General features: G+C 66.1%; 27 protein-coding genes. 15 read left to right on the plus strand and 12 right to left on the minus strand.

The window, feature by feature from the left end; genetic code table 11:
- Positions 1–19: 19 nt before the first annotated feature.
- Genes AAFP30_RS18410 through AAFP30_RS18425 form a run of 4 tightly spaced genes read left to right on the plus strand, consistent with a single transcriptional unit; the run spans position 20 to position 3003 of the window.
- On the plus strand, positions 20–319 hold the full coding sequence (locus tag AAFP30_RS18410; protein WP_419231433.1) for a helix-turn-helix transcriptional regulator: 300 nt from the start codon (positions 20–22) through the stop codon (positions 317–319).
- The gene (locus tag AAFP30_RS18415; protein ID WP_419231434.1) at positions 316–909 is read left to right on the plus strand and encodes a hypothetical protein; all 594 of its coding nucleotides are present in this window, start codon (positions 316–318) and stop codon (positions 907–909) included. The genes AAFP30_RS18410 and AAFP30_RS18415 overlap by 4 nt, the downstream gene beginning before the upstream one ends.
- Positions 902–1807 carry an ABC transporter ATP-binding protein gene (locus AAFP30_RS18420; RefSeq protein WP_419231435.1) on the plus strand — a complete coding sequence of 302 codons (906 nt, stop codon included), beginning with the start codon at positions 902–904 and terminating at the stop codon, positions 1805–1807. Before AAFP30_RS18415 ends, AAFP30_RS18420 begins: the two co-directional genes overlap by 8 nt.
- Positions 1804–3003: an ABC transporter permease gene (locus tag AAFP30_RS18425; protein ID WP_419231436.1), complete on the plus strand. Its 1200-nt coding sequence runs from the start codon at positions 1804–1806 to the stop codon at positions 3001–3003. Before AAFP30_RS18420 ends, AAFP30_RS18425 begins: the two co-directional genes overlap by 4 nt.
- Positions 3004–3007: 4 nt before the next feature.
- On the opposite strand, the gene AAFP30_RS18430 is transcribed toward AAFP30_RS18425, so the two are convergent.
- The 4 genes from AAFP30_RS18430 to AAFP30_RS18445 form a co-directional block, all read right to left on the minus strand.
- The gene (locus tag AAFP30_RS18430) at positions 3008–4270 is read right to left on the minus strand and encodes a cryptochrome/photolyase family protein (RefSeq protein ID WP_419231615.1); all 1263 of its coding nucleotides are present in this window, start codon (positions 4268–4270) and stop codon (positions 3008–3010) included.
- Positions 4271–4306: 36 nt separating this feature from the next.
- Positions 4307–4675: an FKBP-type peptidyl-prolyl cis-trans isomerase gene (locus AAFP30_RS18435; RefSeq protein WP_419231437.1), complete on the minus strand. Its 369-nt coding sequence runs from the start codon at positions 4673–4675 to the stop codon at positions 4307–4309.
- A gap of 51 nt (positions 4676–4726) precedes the next feature.
- The gene (locus tag AAFP30_RS18440) at positions 4727–6049 is read right to left on the minus strand and encodes a citrate synthase (protein ID WP_419231438.1); all 1323 of its coding nucleotides are present in this window, start codon (positions 6047–6049) and stop codon (positions 4727–4729) included.
- 70 nt (positions 6050–6119) lie between these two features.
- The gene (locus tag AAFP30_RS18445) at positions 6120–7064 is read right to left on the minus strand and encodes a carbohydrate kinase family protein (protein ID WP_419231439.1); all 945 of its coding nucleotides are present in this window, start codon (positions 7062–7064) and stop codon (positions 6120–6122) included.
- 52 nt (positions 7065–7116) lie between these two features.
- Between AAFP30_RS18445 and AAFP30_RS18450 the strand changes: the two genes are divergently transcribed.
- Genes AAFP30_RS18450 through AAFP30_RS18460 form a run of 3 tightly spaced genes read left to right on the plus strand, consistent with a single transcriptional unit; the run spans position 7117 to position 9746 of the window.
- Positions 7117–7779 carry a 5-oxoprolinase subunit B family protein gene (locus AAFP30_RS18450; RefSeq protein ID WP_419231440.1) on the plus strand — a complete coding sequence of 221 codons (663 nt, stop codon included), beginning with the start codon at positions 7117–7119 and terminating at the stop codon, positions 7777–7779.
- Positions 7776–8648 (plus strand): biotin-dependent carboxyltransferase family protein, encoded by an 873-nt coding sequence (locus tag AAFP30_RS18455; protein ID WP_419231441.1) that lies wholly within the window; start codon positions 7776–7778, stop codon positions 8646–8648. Before AAFP30_RS18450 ends, AAFP30_RS18455 begins: the two co-directional genes overlap by 4 nt.
- A 57-nt stretch (positions 8649–8705) precedes the next feature.
- Positions 8706–9746, plus strand: coding sequence for an oxygenase MpaB family protein (locus tag AAFP30_RS18460; protein ID WP_419231442.1), 1041 nt, complete (start codon positions 8706–8708; stop codon positions 9744–9746).
- 21 nt (positions 9747–9767) lie between these two features.
- Here the strand turns inward: AAFP30_RS18460 and AAFP30_RS18465 are convergent, their stop codons facing one another.
- Both AAFP30_RS18465 and AAFP30_RS18470 read right to left on the minus strand, forming a co-directional pair.
- The gene (locus tag AAFP30_RS18465; RefSeq protein ID WP_419231443.1) at positions 9768–10853 is read right to left on the minus strand and encodes an isopenicillin N synthase family dioxygenase; all 1086 of its coding nucleotides are present in this window, start codon (positions 10851–10853) and stop codon (positions 9768–9770) included.
- Positions 10854–10897: 44 nt separating this feature from the next.
- Complete coding sequence (locus AAFP30_RS18470) at positions 10898–12166, minus strand: MFS transporter (protein ID WP_419231444.1); 1269 nt, start codon at positions 12164–12166, stop codon at positions 10898–10900.
- A 133-nt stretch (positions 12167–12299) separates the two neighbouring features.
- On the opposite strand from AAFP30_RS18470, the gene AAFP30_RS18475 reads away from it, so the two are divergent.
- From AAFP30_RS18475 to AAFP30_RS18495, 5 genes are all read left to right on the plus strand, one after another.
- Entirely contained in the window at positions 12300–12749 is a 450-nt protein-coding gene (locus AAFP30_RS18475) for a YbaB/EbfC family nucleoid-associated protein (RefSeq protein WP_419231445.1), read from the plus strand.
- A 29-nt stretch (positions 12750–12778) separates the two neighbouring features.
- Positions 12779–13090, plus strand: coding sequence for a WXG100 family type VII secretion target (locus AAFP30_RS18480; protein WP_419231446.1), 312 nt, complete (start codon positions 12779–12781; stop codon positions 13088–13090).
- Positions 13091–13096: 6 nt separating this feature from the next.
- Positions 13097–14302, plus strand: coding sequence for a hypothetical protein (locus AAFP30_RS18485; protein WP_419231447.1), 1206 nt, complete (start codon positions 13097–13099; stop codon positions 14300–14302).
- A 2-nt stretch (positions 14303–14304) separates the two neighbouring features.
- Positions 14305–15129, plus strand: coding sequence for a hypothetical protein (locus AAFP30_RS18490; RefSeq protein ID WP_419231448.1), 825 nt, complete (start codon positions 14305–14307; stop codon positions 15127–15129).
- Positions 15130–15323: 194 nt separating this feature from the next.
- Positions 15324–17123, plus strand: coding sequence for a hypothetical protein (locus AAFP30_RS18495; RefSeq protein WP_419231449.1), 1800 nt, complete (start codon positions 15324–15326; stop codon positions 17121–17123).
- Positions 17124–17299: 176 nt separating this feature from the next.
- On the opposite strand, the gene AAFP30_RS18500 is transcribed toward AAFP30_RS18495, so the two are convergent.
- Positions 17300–17590, minus strand: a complete 291-nt coding sequence (locus AAFP30_RS18500; protein WP_419231450.1) for a hypothetical protein — start codon at positions 17588–17590, stop codon at positions 17300–17302.
- Between the two features lie 243 nt (positions 17591–17833).
- On the opposite strand from AAFP30_RS18500, the gene AAFP30_RS18505 reads away from it, so the two are divergent.
- Positions 17834–18625: a hypothetical protein gene (locus AAFP30_RS18505; RefSeq protein WP_419231451.1), complete on the plus strand. Its 792-nt coding sequence runs from the start codon at positions 17834–17836 to the stop codon at positions 18623–18625.
- 33 nt (positions 18626–18658) lie between these two features.
- On the opposite strand, the gene AAFP30_RS18510 is transcribed toward AAFP30_RS18505, so the two are convergent.
- Entirely contained in the window at positions 18659–20236 is a 1578-nt protein-coding gene (locus AAFP30_RS18510) for a DUF222 domain-containing protein (RefSeq protein WP_419231452.1), read from the minus strand.
- 324 nt (positions 20237–20560) lie between these two features.
- On the opposite strand from AAFP30_RS18510, the gene AAFP30_RS18515 reads away from it, so the two are divergent.
- Positions 20561–21232, plus strand: coding sequence for an LppP/LprE family lipoprotein (locus AAFP30_RS18515; RefSeq protein WP_419231453.1), 672 nt, complete (start codon positions 20561–20563; stop codon positions 21230–21232).
- 10 nt (positions 21233–21242) lie between these two features.
- Here AAFP30_RS18515 and pdxH read toward each other — a convergent pair whose 3' ends face one another.
- The gene (gene pdxH / locus AAFP30_RS18520) at positions 21243–21938 is read right to left on the minus strand and encodes a pyridoxamine 5'-phosphate oxidase (RefSeq protein ID WP_419231616.1); all 696 of its coding nucleotides are present in this window, start codon (positions 21936–21938) and stop codon (positions 21243–21245) included.
- A gap of 167 nt (positions 21939–22105) precedes the next feature.
- Between pdxH and AAFP30_RS18525 the strand changes: the two genes are divergently transcribed.
- Complete coding sequence (locus AAFP30_RS18525) at positions 22106–23236, plus strand: citrate synthase 2 (protein WP_419231454.1); 1131 nt, start codon at positions 22106–22108, stop codon at positions 23234–23236.
- Positions 23237–23239: 3 nt separating this feature from the next.
- Here the strand turns inward: AAFP30_RS18525 and AAFP30_RS18530 are convergent, their stop codons facing one another.
- Genes AAFP30_RS18530 through AAFP30_RS18540 form a run of 3 tightly spaced genes read right to left on the minus strand, consistent with a single transcriptional unit; the run spans position 23240 to position 26455 of the window.
- Positions 23240–24892, minus strand: coding sequence for an ABC transporter permease (locus AAFP30_RS18530; RefSeq protein ID WP_419231455.1), 1653 nt, complete (start codon positions 24890–24892; stop codon positions 23240–23242).
- Positions 24889–25806, minus strand: a complete 918-nt coding sequence (locus AAFP30_RS18535; protein WP_419231456.1) for an ATP-binding cassette domain-containing protein — start codon at positions 25804–25806, stop codon at positions 24889–24891. The genes AAFP30_RS18530 and AAFP30_RS18535 overlap by 4 nt, the downstream gene beginning before the upstream one ends.
- Positions 25793–26455, minus strand: coding sequence for a TetR family transcriptional regulator (locus AAFP30_RS18540; protein WP_419231457.1), 663 nt, complete (start codon positions 26453–26455; stop codon positions 25793–25795). Before AAFP30_RS18540 ends, AAFP30_RS18535 begins: the two co-directional genes overlap by 14 nt.
- Between the last annotated feature and the right edge of the window lie 3 nt (positions 26456–26458).

Below are 26458 nucleotides of genomic sequence, written 5' to 3' on the forward strand. Positions count from 1 at the left end.
TTTCCCAACACTTGATTAGGTGAGTCCTGTCCGACGGGGAGGCAGACTTCCCATCTACAACCGAATCGGCGTGCTACGCGCCGAACGCAAGATGACCCGGGCACAGCTCGCCGAGCAGGTGGACATCAATGTCCAGTCGGTGGGTGCGCTCGAGCGGGGCGACAACTACCCCAGCCTGGACCTGGCATTTCGTATCTGCGCGGTGTTCGATCTGCCGGTCGAGGCGGTGTTCAGTCGCAACGAGTTCGGTGCCATGTCCGCCGAGCTCTACCGCCGCAACGGTGACGCCGACCAACCCGACCACGGAGGTGCACGATGAGGGACCCCAACTCGGCCATTCCGACGGAGGCACAACCGAAGGCGTGGCGCCGCTACGACGAGTGGCGCGCCGAACGACACCTGCGTTTCAACCAGAAGCACGCCCATCAGATGACCGGGTGGCGCAATCGACGCGGCTACCGCCGCCTCGTACGGTGGCAGATCGCGAATCTGCTCATCGGCCTGGTTGCCGCGGTCATCGCCTTTTCCACCTACTGGTTCTGGATTCCGTTTCTGATCGCGGTGCTCGGCTGCATCGCGTGCCAGTACTGTCTGCGTATCGTGACCGGGTCGGTGGCCGACACACCCGTACCCGCGCTCGACGAGATCCAGCTGGCGCAACGGAACTCGGCGCGGTCCATCGGGTTCACGACCCTCTACACGCTGATGTTCATCCCCTATATCGTGCTCATCATCCTCAGCACGCGAGATCAGGTCAGTGGCCAATCCGTCTACGGCACAGCGATTCTGCTCGTGATCCTGGTGCTGGCCGGGACACTGTTGCCGACCATGTTGACCGCATGGTGGATGTCGGACCCGGATCCGGAGGACGTGGCCACCCCAAACGCGAACGGAGACGCCCATGAGTGACCGGTTGATCATCGACGGACTGCACAAACGCTACGGCGACGTGGTTGCCCTCCACGACATGACCTTTCATGTCGAGCCGGGCGAGATCTTCGGCTTCGTCGGGAGCAACGGCGCAGGCAAGTCGACGACGATGCGCATCATCCTCGGAGTACTGGCCGCCGATGCCGGACGTGTCAGTCTCGGCGAACGCGATATCGACCTCGACACCCGCCGACAGATCGGCTACATGCCCGAGGAACGTGGCCTGTACCCGAAGATGAAAGTCGGTGAGCAACTGGTGTTTCTCGCACGCCTGCACGGCATGTCGGCGACCGCGGCGGACGAGAGCATGCGCCGCTGGACGACTCGCCTCGGCGTCGACGGACGCATCGACGATGATGTTGCTGCGCTCAGTCTCGGCAACCAGCAGCGTGTCCAACTCGCCGCCGCCCTCATCCACGACCCGCGGGTACTCGTGCTCGACGAGCCGTTCTCCGGTCTCGATCCGGTCGCTGTCGACGTCATGAGCGACGTACTCAAAGAGAAAGCAGCCGAGGGCATTCCGGTGATCTTCTCGTCGCACCAGCTCGATCTGGTGCAGCGACTCTGTGATCGGGTGGGCATCGTCGTGCGCGGCGAGATGCGCGCACAGGGTGGCGTCGCGGAGTTACGTTCCCGCGGCGGTACCACTCTCGAGGTCGTCGGCCCGTCCACGCAGATGCGGTGGGCCGACGGTCTCTCCGGTGTGGTCCACGCCGACTATGGCCCCGCACCGGACCGCACCGTCCTCACCCTCGACCCATCCGCCGCCGACGACCAGACGATCCTTGCCGCAGCACTGCGCGCCGGCCCTGTCCACCGGTTTGCGACGTCCACACCGTCGCTGACCGAACTGTTCCGTGAGGTGGTCACCGCATGAGTACATCCAGCCTGGAAACATCTGCCCTGCAATCGATCCGCCTGGTTGCCGGGCGCGAGATCGCCACCCGCGCCAAGACGAAGTCCTTCGTGATCAGCACGGCGTTGCTGATGGTGGTCATCGTCGTCGGTGCCATCGTGTTGGCCGCACTGCAGGGTGGCGACGATCCCGAGAAGGTCGGCGTCGTCGGCGATGACGCCGCACTGTCGGCCACCATTGAGCAGGCCGGCTCTGCCACCGGCACGGCCATCAGCGTAACCACCCTGCCGAATGCCGAGGCCGCCCGCACCGCGGTGACCGACGGCAGCGTCGATGCCGCTGTCGTACCACATGATTCGGCCGCAACTTACACGGTGATCACCAAGGATGGGCTCGATCCCGGCCTCGACGGCGTCCTGCGCGCATCCGTCGACCAAACAACGCTGACCGCGTCGCTGGCCGCCCGCGGTGTGGACGCGGCCGGGATTCCCCGAGCGACCATCACCGTCGAACAGACCGAACCGGACAAACCCGATGAGGCACAACGCATCGTGATTGCCCTGGTCGGCACCATCCTGCTGATCACCGCGATCATGATGGGCGGCACCATGGTCGCCGTCGGCGTCGTGGAAGAGAAGACGTCCCGCGTGGTGGAGCTGCTGCTCGCAACCATCAAACCGCTGCATCTGTTGTGGGGCAAGATCATCGGTATCGGTGCCATCGCGCTCGCTCAGGTTCTGCTGTTGGGCGCAACTGCATTCATCGCGGGGCAGGTCACCGGGTTGCTCACGCTGCCCGGAGCCGCGATCGGCATGTTCGCAGCGGTACTCGCCTGGTTCATCCTGGGCTTCCTGTTCTTCGCCACGCTGTACGCCGCCACCGGCGCTTTGGTGTCACGACAGGAGGAGCTCAACGCGAGTTCGGCGCCGCTGACCATCCTGGCGATGGCCGTGATGTACAGCGGCATCTTCGGCATCCAGGCGCTCGACTCGACCCTGATCAGTGTGCTCAGCTGGATTCCGCCGTTCAGCGCCGCGCTCATGCCGATTCGCATCGCGACCGGCGACACCAGCATCCTGCAGGTGATCGTGACGTTCGCGCTGATGATCGCGGCGTGCGCGATCGCCACGTGGATGGCCGCCCGCATCTATCAGCGCTCGATCCTGCGGACCGGGGCGCGGGTGAAATGGTCGGAGGCACTGTCGATGTCGCGGTGAGACGTCAGATCTCGCCAAACCGCCGCAGCGCCTCTTCCCGTTCCGCCTTGTGGTCGACGATGGGGTCGGGATAGTCGTCGGAGTCGATCTCGGGGATCCAGCGCGCGACGTAGGCGCCGTCCGGGTCGAACTTCTTGGCCTGGGATTCCGGATTGAAGACCCGAAAGTATGGTGCCGCATCGGTTCCCGTGCCTGCCGCCCATTGCCAGCCGTGTTGGTTGGACGCCATGTCACCGTCGACGAGTTGGTCGAGGAACCACTGCGCACCCCACCACCACGGCAGGTGCAGATCCTTCACCAGGAACGACGCCACCACCATCCGCACCCGGTTGTGCATGTAACCGGTCTCGGCCAGTTGCCGCATGCCGGCATCGACGATGGGGAACCCGGTACGGCCTTCCTTCCACGCCTCGAACCGCTCGTCGGCGCGTTTGCCGGTGTCCAGGGAGATGTCGTCGAACTGGGTATTCCAGTTGTGCCACAAGCTCTTCGGCCAGTTGTACAGCACATCGGCGTAGAAGTCGCGAAAGGCCAACTCCCGCAGGTAGGCTTGCGCGCCCTTCGACCGCCCCAGGTCGGCGGCCAGTGTCCGCGGGTGGATGTTGCCGTACTTCAGGTACGCCGACATCATCGACGTCCCGTCACGATCCGGTCGGTCTCGGTCGGTCTCATAGCGCGCGAGTCCGTCGTCGACGAACTCCGCCCATCGTGCGAGCGCCGCGTCCTCGCCCGCCGGAAACGCCAACCCGGTCGGCGCGGCAGGCACCCGGATACGCCCGGACTTGCGGACACCGCTGGGGTCGACCAGTTTCCGCTTGTCGATCGACGACGCCGCGGGCTTACGCCAACCATGGTCACCCCACTGCCGGAAGAACGGGGTGAAGACCTTGTACGGATCGCCGTCGGACTTCGTCACCCGCCCTGGCGACACCAGGTACGGGGAGCCGACCGCCTCCAGTGGTACGTCGCCGAGTGCCTCGGCGACGGCGGCGTCGCGGCGTCGTCCGAACGGTGAAAAGTCTTCGCTCACATGGACCGAGCTCGCGTCGACGGCGTCGGCGAGCCGCGGGATCTCGGTCTCCGGGCGGCCGCGTACGACCAGCAGCCGACCCGACAGTTTGTCGTCGAGTTCGCGCAGCGAGTCGAACAGGAAGCTCAATCGTCGTTCGCCCGAGGACTTTTCCAGCCGCGGGTCGACGACGAAACACACCAGCACGTCGCCGGCCGCGGAGGCTTCGACGAGCGGCGGGAGATCACTCAGGCGCAGATCGCGCCTGAGCCAGAGAACAGCTGCCTCGGACGTTTACCCCACGCCCAGCAGGTCGATGACGAACACCAGCGTCTTGCCGGACAGACGATGGCCGGCGCCGGCAGGTCCGTAGGCGAGCTCCGGCGGCACGGTGAGCTGACGACGTCCGCCGACCTTCATGCCGGGGATACCTTCCTGCCAGCCCGGGATCAGCCGGTCGAGCGGGAAGTTCGCCGACTGCCCGCGGTCCCACGACGAGTCGAACTCTTCGCCGGTGTCGTACTCGACGCCCACGTAGTGCACGTCGACGACGCCGCCGCGTTGCGCTTCGGCGCCCTCTCCGACGACGAGGTCCGTGACCTGCAGCTCGGTCGGTGCCGGCCCGTCCTGGAATTCGACTTCGGGCTTGTCAGCGTTGGCCATTGCGGACTCTCCTTTGAGTCGTCGGGTGGGAAACGAAGCGGTGTGTCTCGGTCAGCGCTCTCCGAGAGAAACGTAGTCACGTTCGGTATAGCCGGTGTAGAGCTGACGCGGACGGCCGATCTTGGTCGCCGGGTCCTCGTGCATTTCCCGCCAGTGCGCGATCCAGCCGGGCAGCCGGCCGAGCGCGAACAGCACGGTGAACATGCGGGTCGGGAAGCCCATAGCGCGGTAGATGACGCCGGTGTAGAAGTCGACGTTCGGGTAGAGCTTGCGCTCGACGAAGTAGTCGTCGTGCAGCGCGACTTCCTCGAGTCCCTTCGCGATGTCGAGCAGATCATCCTGCACGCCAAGCGATTCCAGGATCGTGTCGGCGGTCTTCTTGACGATCGCAGCCCGCGGATCGTAGTTCTTGTAGACGCGGTGCCCGAAGCCCATGAGCTTCACGCCGTCTTCCTTGTTCTTGACCTTGTTCATGAAGGTCTTGGTGTCGCCACCGGACTGCTTGATCTCCTCGAGCATCTCGAGGACAGCCTGGTTGGCGCCGCCGTGCAGCGGACCCCAGAGCGCGTTGATGCCGCCGGAGATCGAGGTGAACAGGTTGGCCTGCGACGAACCGACCAGGCGCACCGTCGACGTCGAGCAGTTCTGCTCGTGGTCGGCGTGCAGGATGAACAGCATGTCGAGGGCCTTGGCGACCTCGGGGTTGACCTCGTAGGGCTCCGCGGGGAAGCCGAAGGTCATCCGCAGGAAGTTCTCCACCAGGCTCAGCGAGTTGTCCGGATAGAGGAACGGCTGACCCGCCGACTTCTTGAAGGCGTAGGCCGCGATCGTCGGCAGCTTGGCCAGCAAGCGGATGGTCGCGAGTTCCACCTGCTCGGGATCCTTGGGATCGAGCGAGTCCTGGTAGTACGCCGAGAGTGCGTTCACCGCGCTGGAGAGCACCGGCATGGGGTGCGCGTTGCGCGGGAAGCCGTCGAAGAACCGCTTGAGGTCCTCGTGGAGCAGCGTGTGCCGACGGATCTTGTCGGTGAACACCTCGAGCTCGGACGGGGTCGGCAGTTCGCCGTAGATCAGCAGATAGCTGACCTCGATGAACGTCGACTTCTCCGCCAGCTGGTCGATCGGGATACCGCGGTAGCGCAGGATGCCGGCATCACCGTCGATGTAGGTGATGGACGACTTGCACGACGCCGTGTTGACGAAGCCGCCGTCGAACGTCGTCAGATCGGTCTCGGCGAGGAATTTCCCCAGTGCTACCGAATCGGTGCCCTCGGTCGCCTTCAGGATCGGGAGCTCCAGCTGGCCACCGGGGTAGGTGAACGTCGCGGACGCAGTATCGGATGTCTGGTCAGCTGGGACTGTTTCAGCGGACACACGAACCCCTTTACTCAGGTGAGAGTTGTCTTGCACACGATCCGGATCCGGATTGTGTCTGGGTAACAACCTAGTCGCTTGCGACCTCACTCGCCCACGGAGGGTCCGCGCCGGGTCGCGAGACGGTGATCGCAGCCACCTGACCTGCGAAATCAGCGATCGACTGCCATTGCTCGATGGTCAACGCGGCCACCGCCGGACGCGACAGCGCACCCAGCCGGTCGAGTTGCCGCATCAACCCACCCAGCACGCTGTCCCCCGCGCCGATGGTGTCGGCGACGGTGGTCGGCGGGGCGGGCGAGGTGACCGTTCCTGCAGGTGAACGCACGGTTATTCCCTCGGATCCGGCCGTGATGACCACCGCGACGACACCCGCGGCGAGCCAGTCGTCGGCACTCGTCCCGGCCGGCCCGGATGCCAGCCAAGTGGCGTCCTCGTCGGAGAGTTTGATCACATCCACAACGTCGAGCCAGGACGCGAAACGACGGCGATACGCGTCGTGATCGTCGATGACGGCGGCCCGGATATTGGGGTCGAGAACCACCAGCCGACCTTCGTCGCGGCATCGCCGCATCAGCGATTCATACACTGCTGCACCGGGTTCCAACGCGAGCGACAGCGTGCCGAAGCACGCCGCACCCACCGTCGATGGGAGCGGACCGGGGTCGGTGACGGTGCGATCGGCGGTGCCCTCGACATAGAAGGAGTAGTGGGCTGCGCCGTCGGTCCCGAGGGTGGCCAACGCGAGAGACGTGGGTTCGGCCCGGCGTTGCACGAGCGATGTCCGCACCCCGCTCGCGTGCAGAGCCGTCATGATGGCCTCGCCGTAGGTGTCGGTCGACACCGCCGAGCAGAACGAGACGGCGCTGCCCAGACGACCCAGCGTGATCGCCACGTTGAACGGCCCACCGCCCAGCGCCGGCTGCAGCGCAGGCAACGGCCCGGCCCGGGGCGGGATCGGCGTGGCGGACACCACGTCGACCAGAGCCTCACCACACACCACGATCTCGCGCATCGCACCTCCGTTCGCGCCCATCCTGCCAGGTCCGAACCGGTAGTTTGGGCACATGAGAGAGTTGCCCGCCGGACCCGACGCGGTGCTGCTCGACTTCGCCGACGACGAGCATCCTGCCGCCGCGGCGCTTGCGGCGGCGACGGCAATTCGTCGGGCGATGGACGCAGGCTCCCTCGACGATGTCACCGACATCATCCCCAGCGAACGCACCGTGCTGGTCCAGTCCGAACGTGGCCGCGGCATCGACGTCCTCGGCGTCCACCGGGCGCTGCGGACCGCCCGGTCGACCGCCGCCGACTCCGAGCCCGCCGACCCCGAGGAGATCACCATCGCGGTGGTCTACGACGGCCCCGACCTGGAGACCGTAGGCGCGCTGCTCGACATCGATCCCGCCGAGGTCGCCGAAATCCACCGCACCACGCGCTGGCGGGTGCAGTTCATGGGGTTCGCGCCGGGATTCGGTTACCTTGTGCCCGAAGATGATTCGAAGCACCCCTTCGCCGACATCGGCCGGCGGGAGGAATCCCGCACCCGGGTGCCGCCGGGCGCGGTCGCCATCGCCGCAGGCTACAGCGCGGTGTACCCACGGGAGAGCCCCGGCGGATGGCATCTCATCGGGCACACCGACGTTCCACTGTGGGATGAACAGTCCACTCCCCCAGCACTTCTGGCGCCCGGACGATTCGTCCGGTTCGTCGACGAGGCGAACCGATGAAGTCGCTCGTGGTGGTGGAGACCGGCCCGCTGGCGACGCTGCAGGATCTCGGCCGGCCGGGCTACGCCCACCTCGGCGTCCCTCGTTCCGGCGGCGCCGACCGCGGGTCTCTGACCCTCGCCAACCGCCTCGTCGGCAACCCGGAGTCGGCCGCGGTCATCGAAGCAACTCTGGGTCGCTTGAAGATTCGAGCCCGCGGCGAACTCCTGATCGCAGTGACCGGGGCACACGCCACGGTCCGCATCAACGGTGCGGCCGTCGGACTGAGCGCGGTGGTGCGCCTACCCGACGACGCCGAACTCACTGTGGACGTGCCGACGTGGGGACTCCGCAACTATGTCGCGGTGCGCGGCGGGATCGACGTCGACCCGATCCTGGGTTCCCGATCCACCGACACGCTGTCCGGGGTCGGACCGGCGCCCCTGGACGCCGGTCGCGAGCTCCCGATCGGCCGCGAGTCCGGCCGTTGGCCCGCGGCCACCTCGGCGCCGATCAACTCGACGCCCGAATCCGTCGTCGTCCTCGAGGTGACCGAGGGTCCGCGGCGGGCACACGTACTCGACGCCGACGACCTGCTGCGCGGACTGTGGGAGGTCAGCCCGGACAGCAACCGGGTCGGTGTCCGCCTGGACCGGCCCGACGACGCATCGGAGGCGCTGGTGGTGCATCGCGACGACGTCGACGAGCTCGCGTCGGAGGGCATGCCGCACGGGGCCATCCAGATCCCGCCCAGCGGCCGACCGGTGCTGTTCCTCGCCGATCATCCGGTGACCGGCGGATATCCGGTGGTGGCGGTCCTGACGCCGGAGTCGTTGGATCGCGCCGGACAGCTCGTGGCGGGGTCCCGGGTGCGTCTGCGTCCGCGCTGACGGCTTCGACGCGCGACGCTTTGACACTCGGTTGAGACGAAACTAAACTTCCGTCTCATGACTGAGGTGCTGAGCGACTCCCCGGCCACGGACTCTGAGATTGCCGACCCCACCCCGACCGCCCGTCCAGAGGACTACGCACCGCTTGGTCCGGACTCGCTCACCTGGCAGATCTGGGGCACCTGGACCGGCATGTTCCAGGGCCTGTGGGCCGGGTCGATGCAGAACATGCATCCCAAGCTCGGCGCGGCGGTGTGGGAACACTCCGACTTCTTCGGCGAGCGCTGGCAGCGGTTGATGCGTTCGCTATACCCGATCAGCGGCGTCGTCTTCGACACCATCTCCACCGGCACCGCCACCGGCCACGAGGTGCGCGATTATCACCGCGACATCAAGGGCCGCATGGACGACGGCTCCCGCTACCACGCGTTGGACCCGGATGTCTTCTACTGGGCGCACGCCACCTTCTGGTACGGCAACGTGCGGCTCTGCGAGCGGTTCGGACCGTGGCTGACCGAGGACCAGAAGCGTCAGCTCTTCGAGGAGTCCAAGGCCTGGTATGCCTCCTACGGCGTCTCGATGCGCCCGGTGCCCGACACCTACGAGGATTTCCTCGAGTATTGGGACCACATGTGCCGCAATGTCCTTCGTGATCATCCCGCGGTGCGCGCGGTGCTCGACATCGGCAAACTGCCACCGCCGCCGTTCCTGTCGTTCATTCCGGAGAAGTTCTGGTTCCGGTACATGGCCAAGCCGAACGAGCGGTTCTTCCTGTGGCTCACCACCGGTTTCTACGACGAACCGGTCCGCGAGATCCTCGGCCTGCCGTGGAGCGAGCAGGATGAGCGCCGCTTCCGCCTGTTGGGCCGCGGGGTGAACCTGGTGATGCATCGCTTGCTGCCCAAGCGTTTTCTGCGTCATCCTCGTCCGCGGGATGCGTGGGATCGGGTGGCCGGTCGGGTACCGGTCGACGCGCCGTTCGTCGAGACGCCGGCGCGGAACCTCCCGCCGCAGTCCGAGCGCGACAACCCCATGCATTACTGCCCGGTGCACGCCGCACGACGCGCCACCTATCCGGGTCGGGTCAGCGGGGACTGAGGGGATCCCCGCTGACCCTCCCTACTGCTGCCCGAACCCCCGCACCATCGCCTGCCGCACACGTTGCGCCTCCCGCCGCGCATACGGATTGATCTGTCCCGCACGCGAACCCGCCAGCTTGGCGCCGATGTGTTCACCGACGGTGATCGGGGAATAGCGACTGCCGGCACCGACACACGACGGCAAGGTGGTGATCGTCGCGTCAATGTTGCCGTCGTGGAAGAACGCGGCCGAGCGTCGTCGTTCGATCGTGCCGTCGACGATGGGCGGCTTCACCCGATGCAGCGTGGACATCCAGCGTTCGTTGGTCCACCGCGCCATCAGGTCACCGAGGTTGATCAGCAGCGCACCGTCGGCGGGTGCGACGTCGTGCCAGACGCCGTGGTGGTCGAGCACCTGCAGGCCATTGACCTGGTCGGCCCACAGGACGGTGACGATGCCGTAGTCGGTGTGTTCACCCATGCCGGTCAGTTCGCCGTCGATCTCGATCTCGCCGGGCGGCAGCGCATAGTTGTTCATCCGCAGCACATCGAGCGAATGGTCGGTGTAGCCGTCGAAGAAGTCCGCCGGCAGGTCGAGGGCGTCGGCGAAGATCCGCGTCAGGGTGTGCGCGACACGGGAGGCCTCGGCGAAGTAGGCGGACACGGCCGCCTGGAAGTGATCCACGCTCGGCCAGGTGTTGGCGGCGTATTGGTCTGCGGGCAGCTCGAGTTCAGGATGAGCGGTCGATTCCACGCCGACGTTGAACGCCTCGAAGAAGTCGTTCATCCGATTCGCCGATTCCACCCCGAGACTCAGCGAGAGCGACTCGGATTTCGGTGGCGCATAACCCCGATTGATCTCCGGCGGTGTCCGATATGCCTTCTTCGCCTCGAGTGGCAGGGCGAAGAAATCGTCCATCACTGCGGTGAACTCGTCGATGACCGCGGGCGGGATCTCATGGCCGACGATCTGCATGAAGCCGACCGTGCTGGCCGCGTCGTCGATCGCGGTGGCCACCACTGCCCGATCCGCCGGATCACCGTGCGCGGTGTAGGGCGTGATGTCGATGATGGGCACGGCGAAGGTGCCCGCCTGGTTGTCGACTGTGGCGGTCATGCGACCCATGGTCGCACCGAAACGGCGTACTCGCTGATCAGGCGATACGCGTATCAGGCCTTCTGCCCCACCCGATAGGCGACGAACGACGGAATGGCCAGGGCCGCAACGATGGTGAAGATGACCGAGAGCACTCCTCCGGCCGTGGTCGTCACGGCGACGCCGATCGACGCGGCCGCCGCACCGTGAACCACGTCGGCAATGCGCGGACCGCCGGCGACCACCACGGTGAACACGCCCTGCAACCGGCCCCGCACGTCGTCGGTGGAAGCGGCCAACAGAATCGACTGTCGGAACGACGCCGACGCCATGTCGGCGGCTCCGGCGATCATCAGCAGAGCCAACGCCACCGGCAGCATCGGGAATGTCGTGCCGCCGGCGAGGCCGACCGCGATGCCCATGCCGGCGATGGCAACTCCCCAGATGAGGACGCAGACGATCACCGCGAGGCCTTGGCGCTGAACGTGACTGACCCATCCGGAGAAGACACCGCCGACCACCGCGCCGGCCGACAACGCGACGAACAACAGGGCGAACGCGATGCCGCCGGACGAGGGTCCGCCGAAGTTCTCGTGTGCCATCTGCGGGAACAGCGCGCGCGGCATACCGAAGATCATCGCGATCAGGTCGACGAGGAACGACGCCAGCAGGATCTTGTGTTTGGACAGATACTTCAGGCCATCGATCACCGATCGCAGGCCCGCCGTCGTCGGTGCATCCTCGCCCTCCGGCTTGAGCGCCGGCAGCAGCACCACGGCGAACAGCGTCGGGAACAGGAAGATGGTGTCGACGAAGTAGAGCAGCGAGTAGCCGAGCACCGGGATCAGGGCGCCGCCGACGAGCGGTCCGGCGATGGCGCCGGCCTGCATCACGGTGTAGCTCAACGAGAGTGCTGCAGGCAGTTCGCGGTCGGGCAGTAATCGCGGCAGGATCGCGCTGCGGGTCGGTTGGTTGACCGCGAAGAACGCCTGCTGAATCGCGAAGAGCACCAGGATAATCCAGACATTCTGGACTCCGTAGGCGGATTGCGCCCAGAACAGGCCGCTGCACACGATCATCCCGACGGTGGTGATGATCAACAGGATTCGACGGTCGAGCACGTCGGCCAGTGCGCCACCCCACAGACCGAACACGATCAGCGGTACCAGCCCGAAGATGCCGGTGAGGCCGACGTAGGCCGAGCTGCCGGTGATCTCGTAGATCTGTGCCGGCACCGCGACGACGGTGAGCTGCGCGCCGATGACGGTGACGATGTTCGCGATCCACAGCCGCCGGAAGTGAGCGTTCCGCAGCGGCGCGGTATCGGCGAGGAGGCGAGGCACCAGAAGAGTTTAGTGGAGGTAAGGAGTCGGACACTGATCGCGGGTAATCCACTGGTAGCCTATTCCGGACAAATCAGACGCCGAGGGGGTCGGGGTGGAGTTTCCGCGTAATTCAGACGATGTCGATGCATTGATGGGGGATCTGAACGCGCTGGTCGGCCAGATTTCCGACGCGCAGCAGCTGGCCGCGACGCTGACCGCAACCGCGACCGGGCTCGATGGCCGGATCACCGTCTCGGTGAACGCGCGGGGCATCGTCACCGACGTTCTCATCGACGAGGATGCGCTCACCCAGGTGACCGGTCGAGACCTCGGCTCGGCGATCGCCGCGACCGCGCGGGAGGCGGCCGCCGACGTCGACCGTCGGATGGCCGCGGTGTGGCAACCGATCAACGAGGGTCGGGAGAAGATGCCCCTGGCGTCGGATTTGTTCGAGGGTTTACCCAAGGTGGATGACATCCTGGCGTCCATGGCGCAGCCGCCGAATTCCTCACCGTCGCCGACGACCACGGGTGACGAGTACTTCGAGAACGTCGAGGAGCCCGCAGCGCAAAGGTCGTCATTTCAGGACCGAGCCTGGTGACCAAACGACCATCTACGGGGGATTGAGCTGTGTCGAACGAGTTGAAGGTTGACCTCGAGACGTTTCGGGGCTACGCGAAGAAGTTCTACAACCTTGCCGGACGCCTGGAGCAGGCCACGACCACACTGACGAGCAGCCTCGAGTCCGAGGGGAAATGCTGGGGAACCGACGACACAGGGCAGGGATTCGAAGAAGGCTACGGCCCGAACGCCGCGACCGCGTTGGCCAACGCCGATGTGCACGCTGATCGACTCACTACCAGCGGTGATCTCGTGGAGTCGACGGCGGACGGTTTCGCGACGACCGAGACCACCACCACAAATATCTTCGGCGGGCGGTGATCGGCGGTGGGCATCGAGCTTCCGGGCGGACTGACCGAGGCACTGTCCTGGGTTGGCATGAACTGGCCCGAGGGCGACGAAACGGCACTCGACCGGGTCTCCGACGATTGGCAGACCTTCGGGACTGCCGTCGTCTCGATCGGCAACGAACTTCAGACCGTCACACAGGGGTTGCTGGGTTCCCTCGAATCGGGGCAGACCCGCGACGCCTTCCATGACCACTTGAGCAGCTTCTTCGAGGGTGACAAGTCACTCGAAGAACTGGTCAAAGACGCCGAGTCACTCGCCGAAGCCGCATCGAGCACCTCCAACGAGGTACTCGCGCTGAAGATCATCTACATCGCCGAGCTGATCGAAGTGACCATCTACGTCGCGGCAGTCGCGTTCTCAATGTTTTTCGGCAATGCCGCGGGACCCGCGGCGATCGCCGCACGCGTCGCCATCGCTCGTGTCGCGATGCGAATTGCGTTGCAGGCGGCCAAACGCGCCATTATCAATGCCGTCCGCAAACGCGCGATCAAAGAACTCCTGAAGAGTGCCGCCAAGCAGGCTGGAAAAACCGCGGCTCGCAACGCACGTGGTATCGGGCTGACGGTCGGTGTCGATACCGCCATTGGTGTGGGTCGGGAGTTCCAAGATCAGCTGATTCGCAATCGGATCACCGGCGAGGACTTCGATGTCGACGACATCATCGCGGCCGGAGTCACCAGCGGGGTCGCCAGTCTCATCCTCTCGCCGGTCGGCGCCCCCCTCACCAAGGGATTCGGCGGCGGTTTCGGCGGCGACGGGGTGTCTCGGATCGTGACGTGGAATCCCGCATCGGAGGTCGGTGCGGGTGTGGGAAATGCATTGACACGCACTGTCGATGGCACTGCGGTACCCGAAAGCACCGGCGTCGATGACGGTGTCGCACGCTGGGACGACTGGGACAGCACCTATCGCTCCGACCCTGTCCCGCAGATACCCGGGCCCGATGTCCAATCCGACCCCTATCCGGGTGGCAAGCCCGATATCGACACGGGGCCCTACACCTCACCGCCCGACGGCCCGCACATCAGTACCGATCCGTGGAGCCCACCGCAGCCCAACCTGTTTCCGGCATCGACATCGTCGACCACCGCCGACCCCGGCGTCGCCGCCCCAGTCGCCGACTACGCGGATGCTGCTTCGGCTGCGGCTAAGAACGACTCCGTCACGACACGGAGCACGTGAGCATGAGCACAACACGCGGGTATCCCCGCTGGGTTGACCACACATCGCTGTCCGGAACTCGGGCACGCGCGTTCTACGGCGCGCTGTTCGGATGGACGTTCACCGCCGACGACGATTCGATCGCGTTGGCCGGCGGGCTACCGGTGTGCGGTATCGCCGAAATCGACAGTGATCTGGTCGGTTTCCCTTCGTTCTGGCATCCGTACTTTGCCATCGACAGCTTGGCCGACCTGGCACTACATCCACCCAGTGATGGCGAAGTAGTTTGGGGACCAGGCGAATACGGTGACGGCCTGGCACAAGTCGTCTCCATTCGCGATCCGTCCGGGGCATCGTTCAGCCTGTGGGAGCCAGGGACGCTCCCCGGCTTCGCCGCCGGCGGCGACAACACACCTATCTGGTTCGAATTGGTGACACCACATACAGCGGCAGTCGCGGCGTTCTACTGCGAACTCTTCGACTGCATTCCAAGCGGTTTGGGCACGGAGGAGAGCCCTTACCGGGTCTTCACCCGACCCGACGCCGGACCGTTCGCCGGCGCCGTCGCCGCCGACGTCGACCCGTACTGGCGGGTCTATTTCCGTGCCGACGACCTGGAATCGGCTGTGCTACAGGCGGAATCACTGGGCGGTCGCCGCGAATCGGACATCACCGATCTCCCCCTCGGCCGGTCGATCCTGTTGCGTGACCCGCTCGGCGCACTGTTCGGACTCCTGCAGCCGATCGACGCTCCTCGAGACGCATCGACCTCCGCACCGGAGCGCTCAGCGGCCTCACCCGGCATCGACAACGACAACGCCGGTTACCCGACGACGCTCTCGCTGTGACCACGCCTCCCCACGCCCAAGCACACGGAGAAAAGTCCGCAGGCCGCCGCTCGGCGCTGCACGATCTCCAGTCGGTCCAACTCGGGCCGCAGACCGCGGCGCACACCAGGGCCGGTCTCAGCGTGCTCACACGGGACTGGCTGGCAGCGTCGTTTCTCACAGCCAAGAGACGGCGTCCGATGACAATTCTCGTCATGGCGGTGGGCATCGTCTCCATTCTGACGATCCTGCTGGGTGTCATGAACGGCAAGGTGACGGCCGCTGCTCTCGCGCCGGTCGGCGGCTTCTGGCTTCTCTTCCTCGTCTGGCGGAATGCCGGACACGAAGTCGCACGTTTACTCACTCGCGCCACTGGACTTCCGCTCGACCGGCTTCGCTTGTTGGGACGTCATATCGCCGTGACACCCGACGGCATCGTCCTGGACCTGCCGCGTAGTACAGAGTTTCTGCCGTGGAACGGTATTCGCGGTGTGCCGCCGTCGATCCTTCATCCAGATCTCTCTCCGGGTGACCCCCGTGCAGCCGAGACACTGATCGTCGGCAACGGATACCGAACCACCCGCCGACTCCCCTATCGCACGGTTGGAGCGTGGTCGGACCCCGCAGACGCGACACCGGTACCGATCGCGGTCGATGTCGCAGCTTTCCTGGAAGCGCCGCAGTACCGGTGGCTGGTCCGCACACTGCGCCGTTACTGCGTGGGGATGCCGGAGACGACGACGGCCGCTCACCCGATTGGCTCCCCAGAGACGGAGGTCACCGCCAACGACGACTGGCTGGCCGAGGCCCAACTCGGCCGCACCGGGCGCTGGCTTCGCGCGTGGATGATCGCCGTGCTCGCGGTCGTCGGCGGGTTCTGGGCAGTGGGCAGCATCGGCACCGAACCACCGGAGCGCGCGGCGGTGACGGTGACGATCATTGCCGCTGTGCTGGTGCTCGTCGGGTGGCTGCCGTCCCTGTTCGAGTGGATCGGGTTGCCCACCCGCTCCCTTCGATGGCTCGGCTGTCACCTCGCGGTCACCACCGAGGGTCTCATCGTCACGCGCGCGGGCCGCACGGAGTTCCTGCCGTGGACGGGTATGCAGGGCGTCCAGCTGGTTCAGATGGACTCGTATCAAGCGCGGCTGCTGCGGGTTCCGCCGATCGCGCGACCAACGATCGTGGGCACCGGCACATCTCGAGTGCGGCACGTCGCTCTATCGGTCGGCATGGTGGGACGGACGCCGGGTGTGGTCGGCGCACAGGTGCCGGTAGGGGTAGATCTCGGAGCGTTTGTCGACCTCGAACAGCACAGCGAGATCTCTCGCAGCGTCTGGCGCTACCGCCCGGATGTCGCTGCGGCGTTGGGACTTCCGGCGCCCCTCTCGCTGACCCAATCGCACGCCGGCAAACGATGGACACAGGAGAGCGAACGCGGTTCGATCCTCGGTGAGAACGACAATGGCCGAACCGTCGCCGTGGAAGTAGGCTCTTACGGTCGGATTCTCGTGGATCACACGTTTGCCGCGGGCCGGATTGTCGTGCACGGCAGCGGAATCCCCACCGTTCTCATCGATCGCGATCCGGCAGCACCGCCAGCGCGAACACCGATCGGCACCGCCGACCCTCGCGGACTGCACGCGTGGTGCAACGGGACGCCAGTCCGGGTCGAGGAGATCAATCGAAGCCCACTGTCCGGCGACGATCACCAGATCTCGATCACCGACGGGTACGGGAATCTTCTCCGGATCAAGGCGCAATACTTCGTCGCTCGGGTCTCCGTGATGCAAGCCTATCGGGGTGTCGGCGAGAATCCGCTGCCGCTGATGGTGCGCCGGCACAACGACGGAAGGGTTGACGTCCGGACGACGACGGCAGCCACGAATGCTCCGACACCAGCCGAGGTGGCGTTGGCGGTCGCTATAGCAGCCGCCCTGGGCACCAAGAGTTACCAGGCCCGAAACTCCGTGCGCACCATGTTCTATCGGTACAACCGTTGGAGCAGGCATTTGTGACCATCACCCAGCGATGACCTCACTCCGCGACCCGGTGTCGGTCTCCACCAACACTCGAGCCGAGGGCGCATACTCCCGGCTCGCGAGCGAGTGGACTGCTGTCGCCTACCTGCGCCCCAGGCGCCCGTATCTTTCCACCTGATCTCCGCGCGGACAGCGACGAATCAGGCTCAGCATCAACCGAAATCGCCGGCCACGGACTCACGATCCCGAAACGACTCCTCTGGCGGGCCGTCGGCGCCTGGTCCCACGGCCAACACGCCACCACCGCCGATGTTCGCATCGACGTGGCGTGGTTTGTCGAAGCATTCCAGTACGTGGACCTCCTGACGGCGCTCCGGCGTTACGGACAGCACCTCGCTCTGGATACGGCAGCCGATGCCCCGCACCACCAGAGGGACGACGACGCCCCCTCGGACGACGAGTGGCTGGCAGAAGCGGTGATCCGCAGCCGATTCGACACCCATCGGCAGGTGACTCGACTTACCGCATGGCTCCTTCTGCTCTGCGGATTCGTCATCTATGTGCTGTTGGTCGCGGAAGATTCGACGCCAGCGCGAGCCGCCACGACGCTGACCGTCGTCGCTGTCGTCTTGGTGATCGCGAGCCCGATTTTTCGCTTCGCACTCAAGCTCATTGGGCTTCCGGTCAACCGAATCCGTTGGGTTGGTTCTCATTTGGTCGCCACCCCGGGTGGTCTGCGGGTGACGATGGCAGACCGTTCCGACTTTCTCTCGTGGGATGCGATGGATGGCGTCTACCTGGAACCGCTGGACCCGACGCAGGCCCGACTCCTCGGTATCCCGCCTGTCGACAGCCGGCACATCGTCGGCGACGGATACTCGTGGCTGCACCACCAGCCATTTCCGTTACGGCGGATCGGGCGCCCGTCACGCGACCCCAGCTGCCAGACAACGGTATTCATCGATCCGACGACGGTCGTCGACACCGGTCGGTACAGCGACCTCGGCCGGTGCATGTGGAAGTACCGACCCGATATCGCCGCTGCACTCGGGTTCGCCCCGCCTCTGCAACCGCTTTTCATCCTGCCGACCGACCCCGTCGACGTCACCTACTACGGCACTGTCGACGCGGGCACTTCTGCAGGCCAGACGACCGTCGGCGACACGGCGCTGGACCTCGCATTCGTCGTGCGCGACAGGGTATCCCGAATCCCGCACCAGCTCGTGCTCACCGACGGTTTCGGCGATGTGCTGCGCCTGGTCGCCGACGACTACACCCGGACACGAACCCGGCGGATGACCTTCTATCGCAGCACCCGCCGCCGCCCCCTGCAGTTGTCGTTTCATCGGCACGACGACGGCCGCATCGACGTACTGACGCCCAAGAAGTGGGGAACCGAGCGCACTCCGACCCCGGACGAGTTTGCACTCGGACTCGCTCTCGCGGCAGCCGTTGGCACTCGATCCGAGAACCTCTACAACGTACCGTCCTCAGCAGTGACCGGCTTCCTCAACGGTTTCCGCGCAGGCGGTGGTTGACGGCAACGTTATTTTCATGCGCCGCACGCCTACCTACTCTCCCTCCTCTTCCCTTCTGCGTCGATTGCGTTCCCGCTCTTGTTGTCTGCGGGCGTGTTTGGCCGCCACCCGACTCTGCGAACGAGTCGGTGGTGTCTCCGATCCCTGAGGAGCCCGCGAGGCGCCAGCCGAGCGAGCGTCTCGAAGGGCCCCGGGCACCTTGAACCGAATCCGCCGTAGCCCGGGCAGCAACTGCTCCAGGTTCTCCGGATCGCCCGGGATGATCAGGCCTTCCGGGGTGATGAACTCCTGCCGGAGCCGCCCCGTCATCGGGTCGCGGAACTGCTCATCCACCCAGTCACCGAACGTCTTGAGCAGGTGCCCGAAGCGGCCTTTCGCATTCAGGTTCAGGTCGGTGGTCTGCCCACCCGCGCCCGGATGCTCGTGGTCGAACTCTTCGACATGGTCGAGGTCGGCGTCGAACGCCGAGGTGGGGTCACCGGGAATCACCGAATATCCGTCGCGGACTCGGACGAAGGTGTCCAGGGCGGTCGACGGGCGGTAGGGGTTGGCCGGTTGGGTTGCGGGCAGCGTGTAGGTGCCGTCGGGGTTCATCGGCGTCCCTTTCGGAACGATCGGGCGGATCACCGCATCCGGCCGGGCCACCAGATCCCGCACTTGCTCGTCGGAGATCACGCCTTGCCCGGCGATGAACCCCGCATTCTGCTTCGCCCCAGTGACGGTGCCTTCATCGGCCACCACATGAATGACCACCGTGCTGGCCGGGGCGGTACCCGGTTCGGGGATGATGGCGTCGCAGTCCTCCCGCCCGCACAGGCACTCGAAGACGTTGCCGGTCAACAGGGTGAAGGTGGCATCCGAGCGGCGTTGATCCAGGGTCCGCGGATCCTGCTCACACGTCGCGGTGGCGAGTGCCTTCACGGCGGCTTTGGCGATGAGCGCGTTCTCGGCGGTCATCGTCGCCGATACTTGGGCCATCCCGTCGGCGGTGGGTCGCGTCCAGAACCGGCGGGCATCCTTCGCCCGACGCCGGGCCTCACGCACCGCGTCCGGGTCGTGCCGGAACACGATGCGATCGCACATCGCCTGCAGGCGGTGCATCGACCACGCCCCATCATGCAGATCCAACTCAGCCACAATGTCGCGATCGACATCGGCGGCACACGGCTGGCCATCGACCAGATCGGTACGCGCGACGATCTTCCGCACCGCCTCGTCGGTGATCCGCCCGATCTTCAACCGCTCAGCCACCTGCGGGAGGCGGTCGCGCAACGCCAGGGCCCGGTGCAGCAGTTTCTCGGCCTCACCCTGACCCACGCACAACGACAACGAAACCCGGGCGGCGCAATCAGCGAACCCGTCCTTCAACAGCAGATCATCGGGGCGCTCAGAGTCGCCGACCAAACGCGCATGCAGTTCCGCGGCGATCTGATAGTCATGCCACGCCAGATACGACTGGCCACGCACGCTGGAGATGAGGCCACCGACCAAATCATTGATCCCGGCGTCGGCGGGATCACCGACACGATCGGCGCGTACGCCTCCGGTGTAGAAGCCGGGCAGGTCCGGCCACGGCGAAGCCACCCTCCACCACGCCGACAACGGATCCACGACCAACGACCTTCCAAACACACGAACAGGACAGGGAGGATCGATCTGCCCACATCATGTTGTCTGAAAGACCAAGGCCCACAAGGCCTCAGCTCGCGTCGTTCACTCTTGTTCGATCCGGTGACACCACCCTAGAGCACGCCACCGACAAGTTCGGCTCACGAGGGTTTCGATGCGCTCGGCTCCTCCGTCGCCGGGCTTACTCAACCAACGGGAAGGGGCGCTCAGCGTCGATCAAACAACGGACTGTCCGAAACATTGCTAACGAATCCGCCTGCTACGCGGAACACACTTATGACACCGTCCCGACACGAGGAGCCCACGATGCGCACTTTCACTCGAATCCTGGCCTGCACCATCGCAGCTGGGACCGCGGTCTCCCTGGCGGCGTGCTCGTCCTCGACACCCGAGAAACCGCAACCCGTGACCAAGACCGTCACCGCGCCGGCAAACTCCTCCGCCACAGCGACCGCCGAAAACGACCCAACAACCACCGGAGAACCCAATGACGGATCGGCCGCCGGAGGCGTTGCGGCCGGCGACAATTCGAACGCTGACAATTCAGACAGCGGCACGTCGAGCTGCTCCACCGACGGTACCGCAGCCATTACGGCCGCAGCACAACAGATCGCACCCCCGCTGCCGGCGTCGACGACCGAGTCCCATTGGGTGTACGGCGGCAGCACCAACTACAACACCTGCAACGAACTCAGCTACGCCGCACTCGACACCGACGGGGCCACCGCCTCGTCGCCGATGCAACTGCTGCTGTTTCATCACGGCAAGTTCGTCGGTACCGGCATCAAGTGCAATGCCGGCTATCAGACGGTCACCGGCGCGTCGCCGACCTCCGTCGACGTCAATTACCACTACCTCAACGAGGGCGACATCAGCGCACGCCCGACCGGCAATGTCGACGTCGCCTTCGTCTGGGACGGGTCGAAGGTCGTGATGAACGGGTCCCTGCCCGCAGCCATGACCCGGGGCCAGTGCTGACCGAACCGGACTACGGCTGCAACCGCTCCGCCTGCCACACGTCATCGACAAACGTCAGCCGCACCCGGTTGTGCAGCCGGTTGGCCCGCCCCTGCCAGAACTCGACGCTCTCGGGCACGAGTCGGTAACCACCCCACGACGACGGCACCGGCACCTCGTCGCCGTCGTCGAACCCGCCGAGCGACTCGGCGACCTCGGCGGCCTTGGTCTCCAGGTCGATGCGACTCCCGATCGGCTGCGACTGCGCCGACGCCAACGCCGAGAGCTGCGACCCGCGCGGCCGCATGTTCCAGTACTCCTGCGTCTCCTCCATCGTCACGTGCTCCACCGGACCCCGGAAATGCACCTGACGCTCGAGTGCGATCCACGGAAAGGTTACCGACGCATAGGGATTGGCGGCCAGATCGTGTCCCTTGGCGGAGTCGTAGCCGGTGTAGAAGACGATGCCCGACGCATCGGCTCCCTTACACAGGACCGTGCGCGTGGCGGCATGTCCGTCGGCGTCGACGGTGCCGAGCACCATCGCGTTGGGCTCCGGAATCCGCGCCGCGATGGCCTCCCGCAGCCACACGGTGAACAGGTCGAGCCACGCCGGATCGCCACGCAACCAACTCGGGTCCAAATTCTCCCGCACCCCGTCGGCGCCGGCGGCGCGATCGCCCTCCCCGACGTTCGGCGGGATGCCACCGCCGTAGCCGACACGCATGTTGGGCAGGTCAATCGGTTCTTCGGACACGATCGAGAGGCTACCCTGACCTGCCTCTCCAAACAGGTTGTTACTCCCCGGTATGCCGTGGCGCGGGCACTGTCCTACAGTCCAAGAGAGTGTCCAGCCCGGCACTCCACGGTGCGGTGTCGAGATAGGTGGTCACGATGGCGAACAAGGTTCCCGACGATTTCGTCCCCGGTCTGGAAGGTGTCGTCGCCTTTACCACCGACATCGCCGAGCCCGACAAGGATGGCGGCAACCTGCGCTATCGCGGCGTCGACATCGAGGACCTCGTCGAGAACAAGGTCACCTTCTCCGACGTATGGGCACTGCTCGTCGACGGGCGCTTCGGCGACGGACTCCCACCCGCCGAACCCTTCCCGCTGCCGATCCACACCGGCGACGTGCGGGTGGACGTGCAGGCCGGCCTCGCCATGCTGGCCCCAATCTGGGGATATCAGCCGCTCCTCGACATCGACGACGCCACCGCCCGCGCCAACCTCGCCCGCGCCTCGGTGATGGCACTCTCGTACGTCGCGCAGTCGGCCCGCGGCATCCACCAGCCCGCAGTCCCGCAGGACGTCATCGACCGCTGCGAGACCGTAACCGCCCGCTTCATGACCCGCTGGAAGGGCGATCCCGACCCCAAACACATCGAGGCGATCGACGCCTACTGGGTCAGCGCCGCCGAGCACGGCCTGAACGCGTCCACTTTCACCGCCCGGGTCATCGCGTCGACCGGCGCCGACGTCGCCGCAGCACTGTCCGGGGCGATCGGCGCGATGTCCGGGCCGCTGCACGGCGGCGCACCGGCGCGGGTGCTGCCGATGATCGAGGAGGTCGAGAACACCGGCGACGCCCGCGGTCTGGTACGCGGCATCCTCGACCGCAAGGAGAAGCTGATGGGCTTCGGGCACCGCGTCTACCGTGCCGAGGACCCCCGCGCCCGGGTGCTGCGCCGCACCGCCCAGGATCTGGGGATTCCCCGCTTCGAGGTGGCTGCCGCCCTCGAGCAGGCCGCGCTCACCGAACTCCGCGAACGCCGACCCGACCGCGCCATCGAAACCAACGTCGAGTTCTGGGCGGCGGTGATCCTCGACTACGCCGAGGTGCCGACGCACATGATGCCGGCCATGTTCACCTGCGGCCGCAGCGCCGGCTGGTGCGCCCACATCCTGGAGCAGAAGCGGCTCGGGAAACTGGTGCGCCCGGCGGCTCTCTACACCGGCCCGAGCCCGCGCCGCCCCGAGGACGTCGAGGGCTGGGACGAGGTCAAGTTCGCGCCCGGCGTCTGATCGTCACCCGACGTCGCGACGACGGAAAGCCCACCACCCGACGATCGCGAATACTGCTGCCACACATAGCATCACAACGACGGTGAGCCAGCGCATCGGCTCCACCGGGACCATCGGCGTGTGGGTGAACGGCGACAGGTCCTCCACCCACTGCGGCAAATTGAACAACCCGGACAACGGGCCCAGGAAGAAGGCCAGAACGACAGCGATCCACCCCATGTGGACCAGCACGGGACGCACCGCGTAGAGGGCCACCGCCAGCGTGACCATGACCAGAGTCGCCGGTACCTGCACCGCAACCGATTTCGCCGTTTCACCCGCCGGTGTGGCCCATCCACCGCCGGCCACACCGCAGCCCAGCACCATGCCGATCCCGACTCCCAGCAGCGCGATCACCGTGCCCAGCACCGCAATTGTCAGGTACGCACCGAAGTAACGGCTGCGGGATGTCGGTGTCGCCAGCAAGGTTTCGGCGCGCGCCGCCTCTTCTTCGGCGCGCAGGCGTTCGCTCACGTTCACCGCAAATCCGCTGCACGCCACGGCGAGGAAAGAGATCATGGTCATCGAGAACAGGGTGCTGAGGGTGGCGCCGCCGAGTGTGCCACGCACGACCTGGGCGAACATAGCGTTGCCCTCGGCGAGGTCGCCGACCGACGGCCGCATGAACCCGACAACCGCCGCATAGAAGAACAATCCACCCACCCACGACCGCAGCACCGGACTCAGCAACCGCGCAGCGAGTGCCTCGATGCCGCCCAGCCGGGCCGACGCGGGTGGACCCTGCCGGGGCGCGATCAGTCCGGCCCCGTAATCCCGATGCACCGCAACCCATCCGGCGGCCACCGCACCGACGACGAACACTGCCGGCGACAGCATCGCGGGCCACCCGTTGTTCGCGCCGAAGGGATCGATCAGCTCGGCCCAGCCGACCGGACTGCACCAGCGCAACCAACCCCATCCGCCGATCGCGTCAGCCGCGCCGCGCAGCAGGTAGCCGACCAGCATCACCGACGTCGCAGCCAGATTGGCGATGTGCGAGGTCGTGGCGATCTGCGCGGCCACCAACGCGATCCCAACACCCGCCACACCCGTCGCGGCATACTGCGCGAACACCGCCGCCACGTCCCCGGCCGCGGCGCCGTACGGCAGCAAGATCAGCGACATCCCCAGTGCGACAACGATCGTGAACACCACCGCGACGATCGCCCCGGCGACCAGCGGCGCCAACGGTCCCACCGCACCGGCCCGCATGAGTTCGGTGCGGCCCAGTTCCTCCTCCTTGCGGGTCTGGCGGACCGTCATGATCGCCGCGCACACACCAAGTGCCGCGATCATGAACAGCCCTGCGCGCCAGGCAACCACCGCGGCCAGCGGCTCGGTGTGGACGAGTTCGCCGAGCAGGAAATTGAAGGCCGCGTTGGCCCCGACACCGGCCTGCAATCCGGTCCGTGCGGCCGCATCCCCGTACATCGACGACACCGACGCGGCAGTGGCCAGATCGGTGAGCACGAACAGCACCACGGTGACCGGGGCGATCACCCGCTCCCGCCGAAACGCCAACCGCAGCAATACCGGAAACCCGGCGACCGATCGCTCGATGGCTCCGGGGCGACCGGCGGCATCGAGCGGTCGGATCGTGGGGACCGCCGTACTCATGCCGACACCTCCCCCGCGTCGTCGTAGGCATGCAGGAACAGTTCCTCGAGGCTCGGCGGTTCGACCGCGAGGGTTCGGACCCCGTGGTGGGCCAGCGCCCGGGTGACGTCGGCGAGGCCGGTGTCGTCGACGGTGAACGTCGCCGTATCACCCTCCACGGAGAAGTCGTGCACCCCGTCGACCCCGCCCAGATCCGCCGCTCCCGACTCGAGTGTCGCGGTGACCCGCGACCGCCGCAGGTGACGTAGCTCGGCCAATGTCCCTGAGAGCACAGTCTTTCCGGCGCGGATGATGGTGATCGTCTCGCACAGTTCCTCGACCTCGGCGAGCAGATGACTCGACATCAGCACCGCGGAGCCGGCCGCGGCGCGCTCGCGCACACAGCTGACGAACTCGTGGGTCATCAGCGGATCCAGCCCGGAGGTGGGTTCGTCGAGGATGAGTAGTTCGGTGTCGGCGCTCAAGGCGGCGACGAGCGCCACTTTCTGCCGGTTGCCCTTGGAGTAAGTGGACGCCTTCTTGGTCGGATCGAGTTCGAATCGTTCGATCAATTCGGCTTTGCGCGCGGCGGATTCGGTGCGTACCCCGCGCAGCGACAGCAGCAGGTCGATGCATTCGCCGCCGGTGAGCGTCGGCCACAGCGTCACATCGCCCGGTACGTAGGCCAGCCGACGGTGGATGGCCACCGCGTCGGGCAGTGGATCAAGACCGAAGACACGGACCGATCCGGCGTCGAACCGATAGAGGCCCAGGAGGATTCGGATGGTCGTGGACTTTCCGGCGCCGTTGGGTCCGAGGAATCCGGCCACTTCCCCTTGCCGCACCGCCAGATTCAGCCCGTCGAGCGCCCGGAACGATCCGAAGCGCTTGTGCAGTCCGGCGACGTCGATCACCGGTGCGTCAGCAGTCGTCATGATGATCCTTCCGATAGTCGAGCACGATCTGCAGTAACGAGTCGTCGGCCATCACGCCGTGTACCGCGAGTTCGGCGCCCGGCAGCAGGGCCCGATCGACGTAACCCTGGACGATCGCCGCGGCATCGGACCAGTCGTCGGGCGGATGCAGGACGACGTCGACCAGCAAGGCACCCACCGATTGGGCGAGAAGGTGTCGGGCGCGGGCGGTTTCGTCGATCGACGGTCGGATGCTGCCGGCCGCGACACCGGCCCGCAGGGTGGCCTCGCCGTCAACGGCGAGGTGCTCGAACAACTCTCGCACCATCTCACCGCCGGACTGGAGGCTGCGAATGAGGTAGACGACGCGTGGGCCGTTGGCCCCTACAGTGTCGAGCAGAGCCGCGAATCCCCCGAAGGTGCCTGCGCCGTAACCATTCTCGAGCGCCCGCTCGTTGGTCTCCCGCGTCACGCGCAGGACGTGGGCGTCGCATTCGGCCCGCAGATTGGCCTTGGATCCGAAGTGATGGATCACCAATCCGGGGCTCACCCCGGCGGCGTCGGCGATCGTCCGTACCGGCGCGTCGAATCCGTCGCGCGCGAAGACGTCGATCGCTGCGTCCCGCAGTCGGGCGCGCGTCGTCCGATCATCCGCATCGGCTAAACGCATGTT

The sequence above is a fragment of the Gordonia sp. CPCC 205515 genome (assembly GCF_048537925.1).
In the GTDB taxonomy this organism is placed as follows: Bacteria; Actinomycetota; Actinomycetes; order Mycobacteriales; family Mycobacteriaceae; genus Gordonia.

Excerpts from the sequence above, each read along its gene's own strand:
- AAFP30_RS18475 (WP_419231445.1), top strand. The coding sequence starts at position 12,300 with ATGGGGGATCTGAACGCGCTGGTCGGCCAGATTTCCGACGCGCAGCAG.
- AAFP30_RS18420 (WP_419231435.1), top strand. The coding sequence starts at position 902 with ATGAGTGACCGGTTGATCATCGACGGACTGCACAAACGCTACGGCGAC.
- AAFP30_RS18450 (WP_419231440.1), top strand. The coding sequence starts at position 7,117 with ATGAGAGAGTTGCCCGCCGGACCCGACGCGGTGCTGCTCGACTTCGCC.
- AAFP30_RS18530 (WP_419231455.1), bottom strand. The coding sequence starts at position 24,892 with ATGAGTACGGCGGTCCCCACGATCCGACCGCTCGATGCCGCCGGTCGC.
- AAFP30_RS18490 (WP_419231448.1), top strand. The coding sequence starts at position 14,305 with ATGAGCACAACACGCGGGTATCCCCGCTGGGTTGACCACACATCGCTG.
- AAFP30_RS18525 (WP_419231454.1), top strand. The coding sequence starts at position 22,106 with ATGGCGAACAAGGTTCCCGACGATTTCGTCCCCGGTCTGGAAGGTGTC.
- AAFP30_RS18540 (WP_419231457.1), bottom strand. The coding sequence starts at position 26,455 with ATGCGTTTAGCCGATGCGGATGATCGGACGACGCGCGCCCGACTGCGG.
- AAFP30_RS18535 (WP_419231456.1), bottom strand. The coding sequence starts at position 25,806 with ATGACGACTGCTGACGCACCGGTGATCGACGTCGCCGGACTGCACAAG.
- AAFP30_RS18460 (WP_419231442.1), top strand. The coding sequence starts at position 8,706 with ATGACTGAGGTGCTGAGCGACTCCCCGGCCACGGACTCTGAGATTGCC.
- AAFP30_RS18465 (WP_419231443.1), bottom strand. The coding sequence starts at position 10,853 with ATGGGTCGCATGACCGCCACAGTCGACAACCAGGCGGGCACCTTCGCC.
- AAFP30_RS18425 (WP_419231436.1), top strand. The coding sequence starts at position 1,804 with ATGAGTACATCCAGCCTGGAAACATCTGCCCTGCAATCGATCCGCCTG.
- AAFP30_RS18445 (WP_419231439.1), bottom strand. The coding sequence starts at position 7,064 with ATGCGCGAGATCGTGGTGTGTGGTGAGGCTCTGGTCGACGTGGTGTCC.
- AAFP30_RS18415 (WP_419231434.1), top strand. The coding sequence starts at position 316 with ATGAGGGACCCCAACTCGGCCATTCCGACGGAGGCACAACCGAAGGCG.
- AAFP30_RS18500 (WP_419231450.1), bottom strand. The coding sequence starts at position 17,590 with ATGGGTGTCGAATCGGCTGCGGATCACCGCTTCTGCCAGCCACTCGTC.
- AAFP30_RS18515 (WP_419231453.1), top strand. The coding sequence starts at position 20,561 with ATGCGCACTTTCACTCGAATCCTGGCCTGCACCATCGCAGCTGGGACC.
- AAFP30_RS18455 (WP_419231441.1), top strand. The coding sequence starts at position 7,776 with ATGAAGTCGCTCGTGGTGGTGGAGACCGGCCCGCTGGCGACGCTGCAG.
- AAFP30_RS18495 (WP_419231449.1), top strand. The coding sequence starts at position 15,324 with ATGGCGGTGGGCATCGTCTCCATTCTGACGATCCTGCTGGGTGTCATG.
- AAFP30_RS18505 (WP_419231451.1), top strand. The coding sequence starts at position 17,834 with ATGGCAGACCGTTCCGACTTTCTCTCGTGGGATGCGATGGATGGCGTC.
- AAFP30_RS18435 (WP_419231437.1), bottom strand. The coding sequence starts at position 4,675 with ATGGCCAACGCTGACAAGCCCGAAGTCGAATTCCAGGACGGGCCGGCA.
- pdxH (WP_419231616.1), bottom strand. The coding sequence starts at position 21,938 with ATGCGTGTCGGCTACGGCGGTGGCATCCCGCCGAACGTCGGGGAGGGC.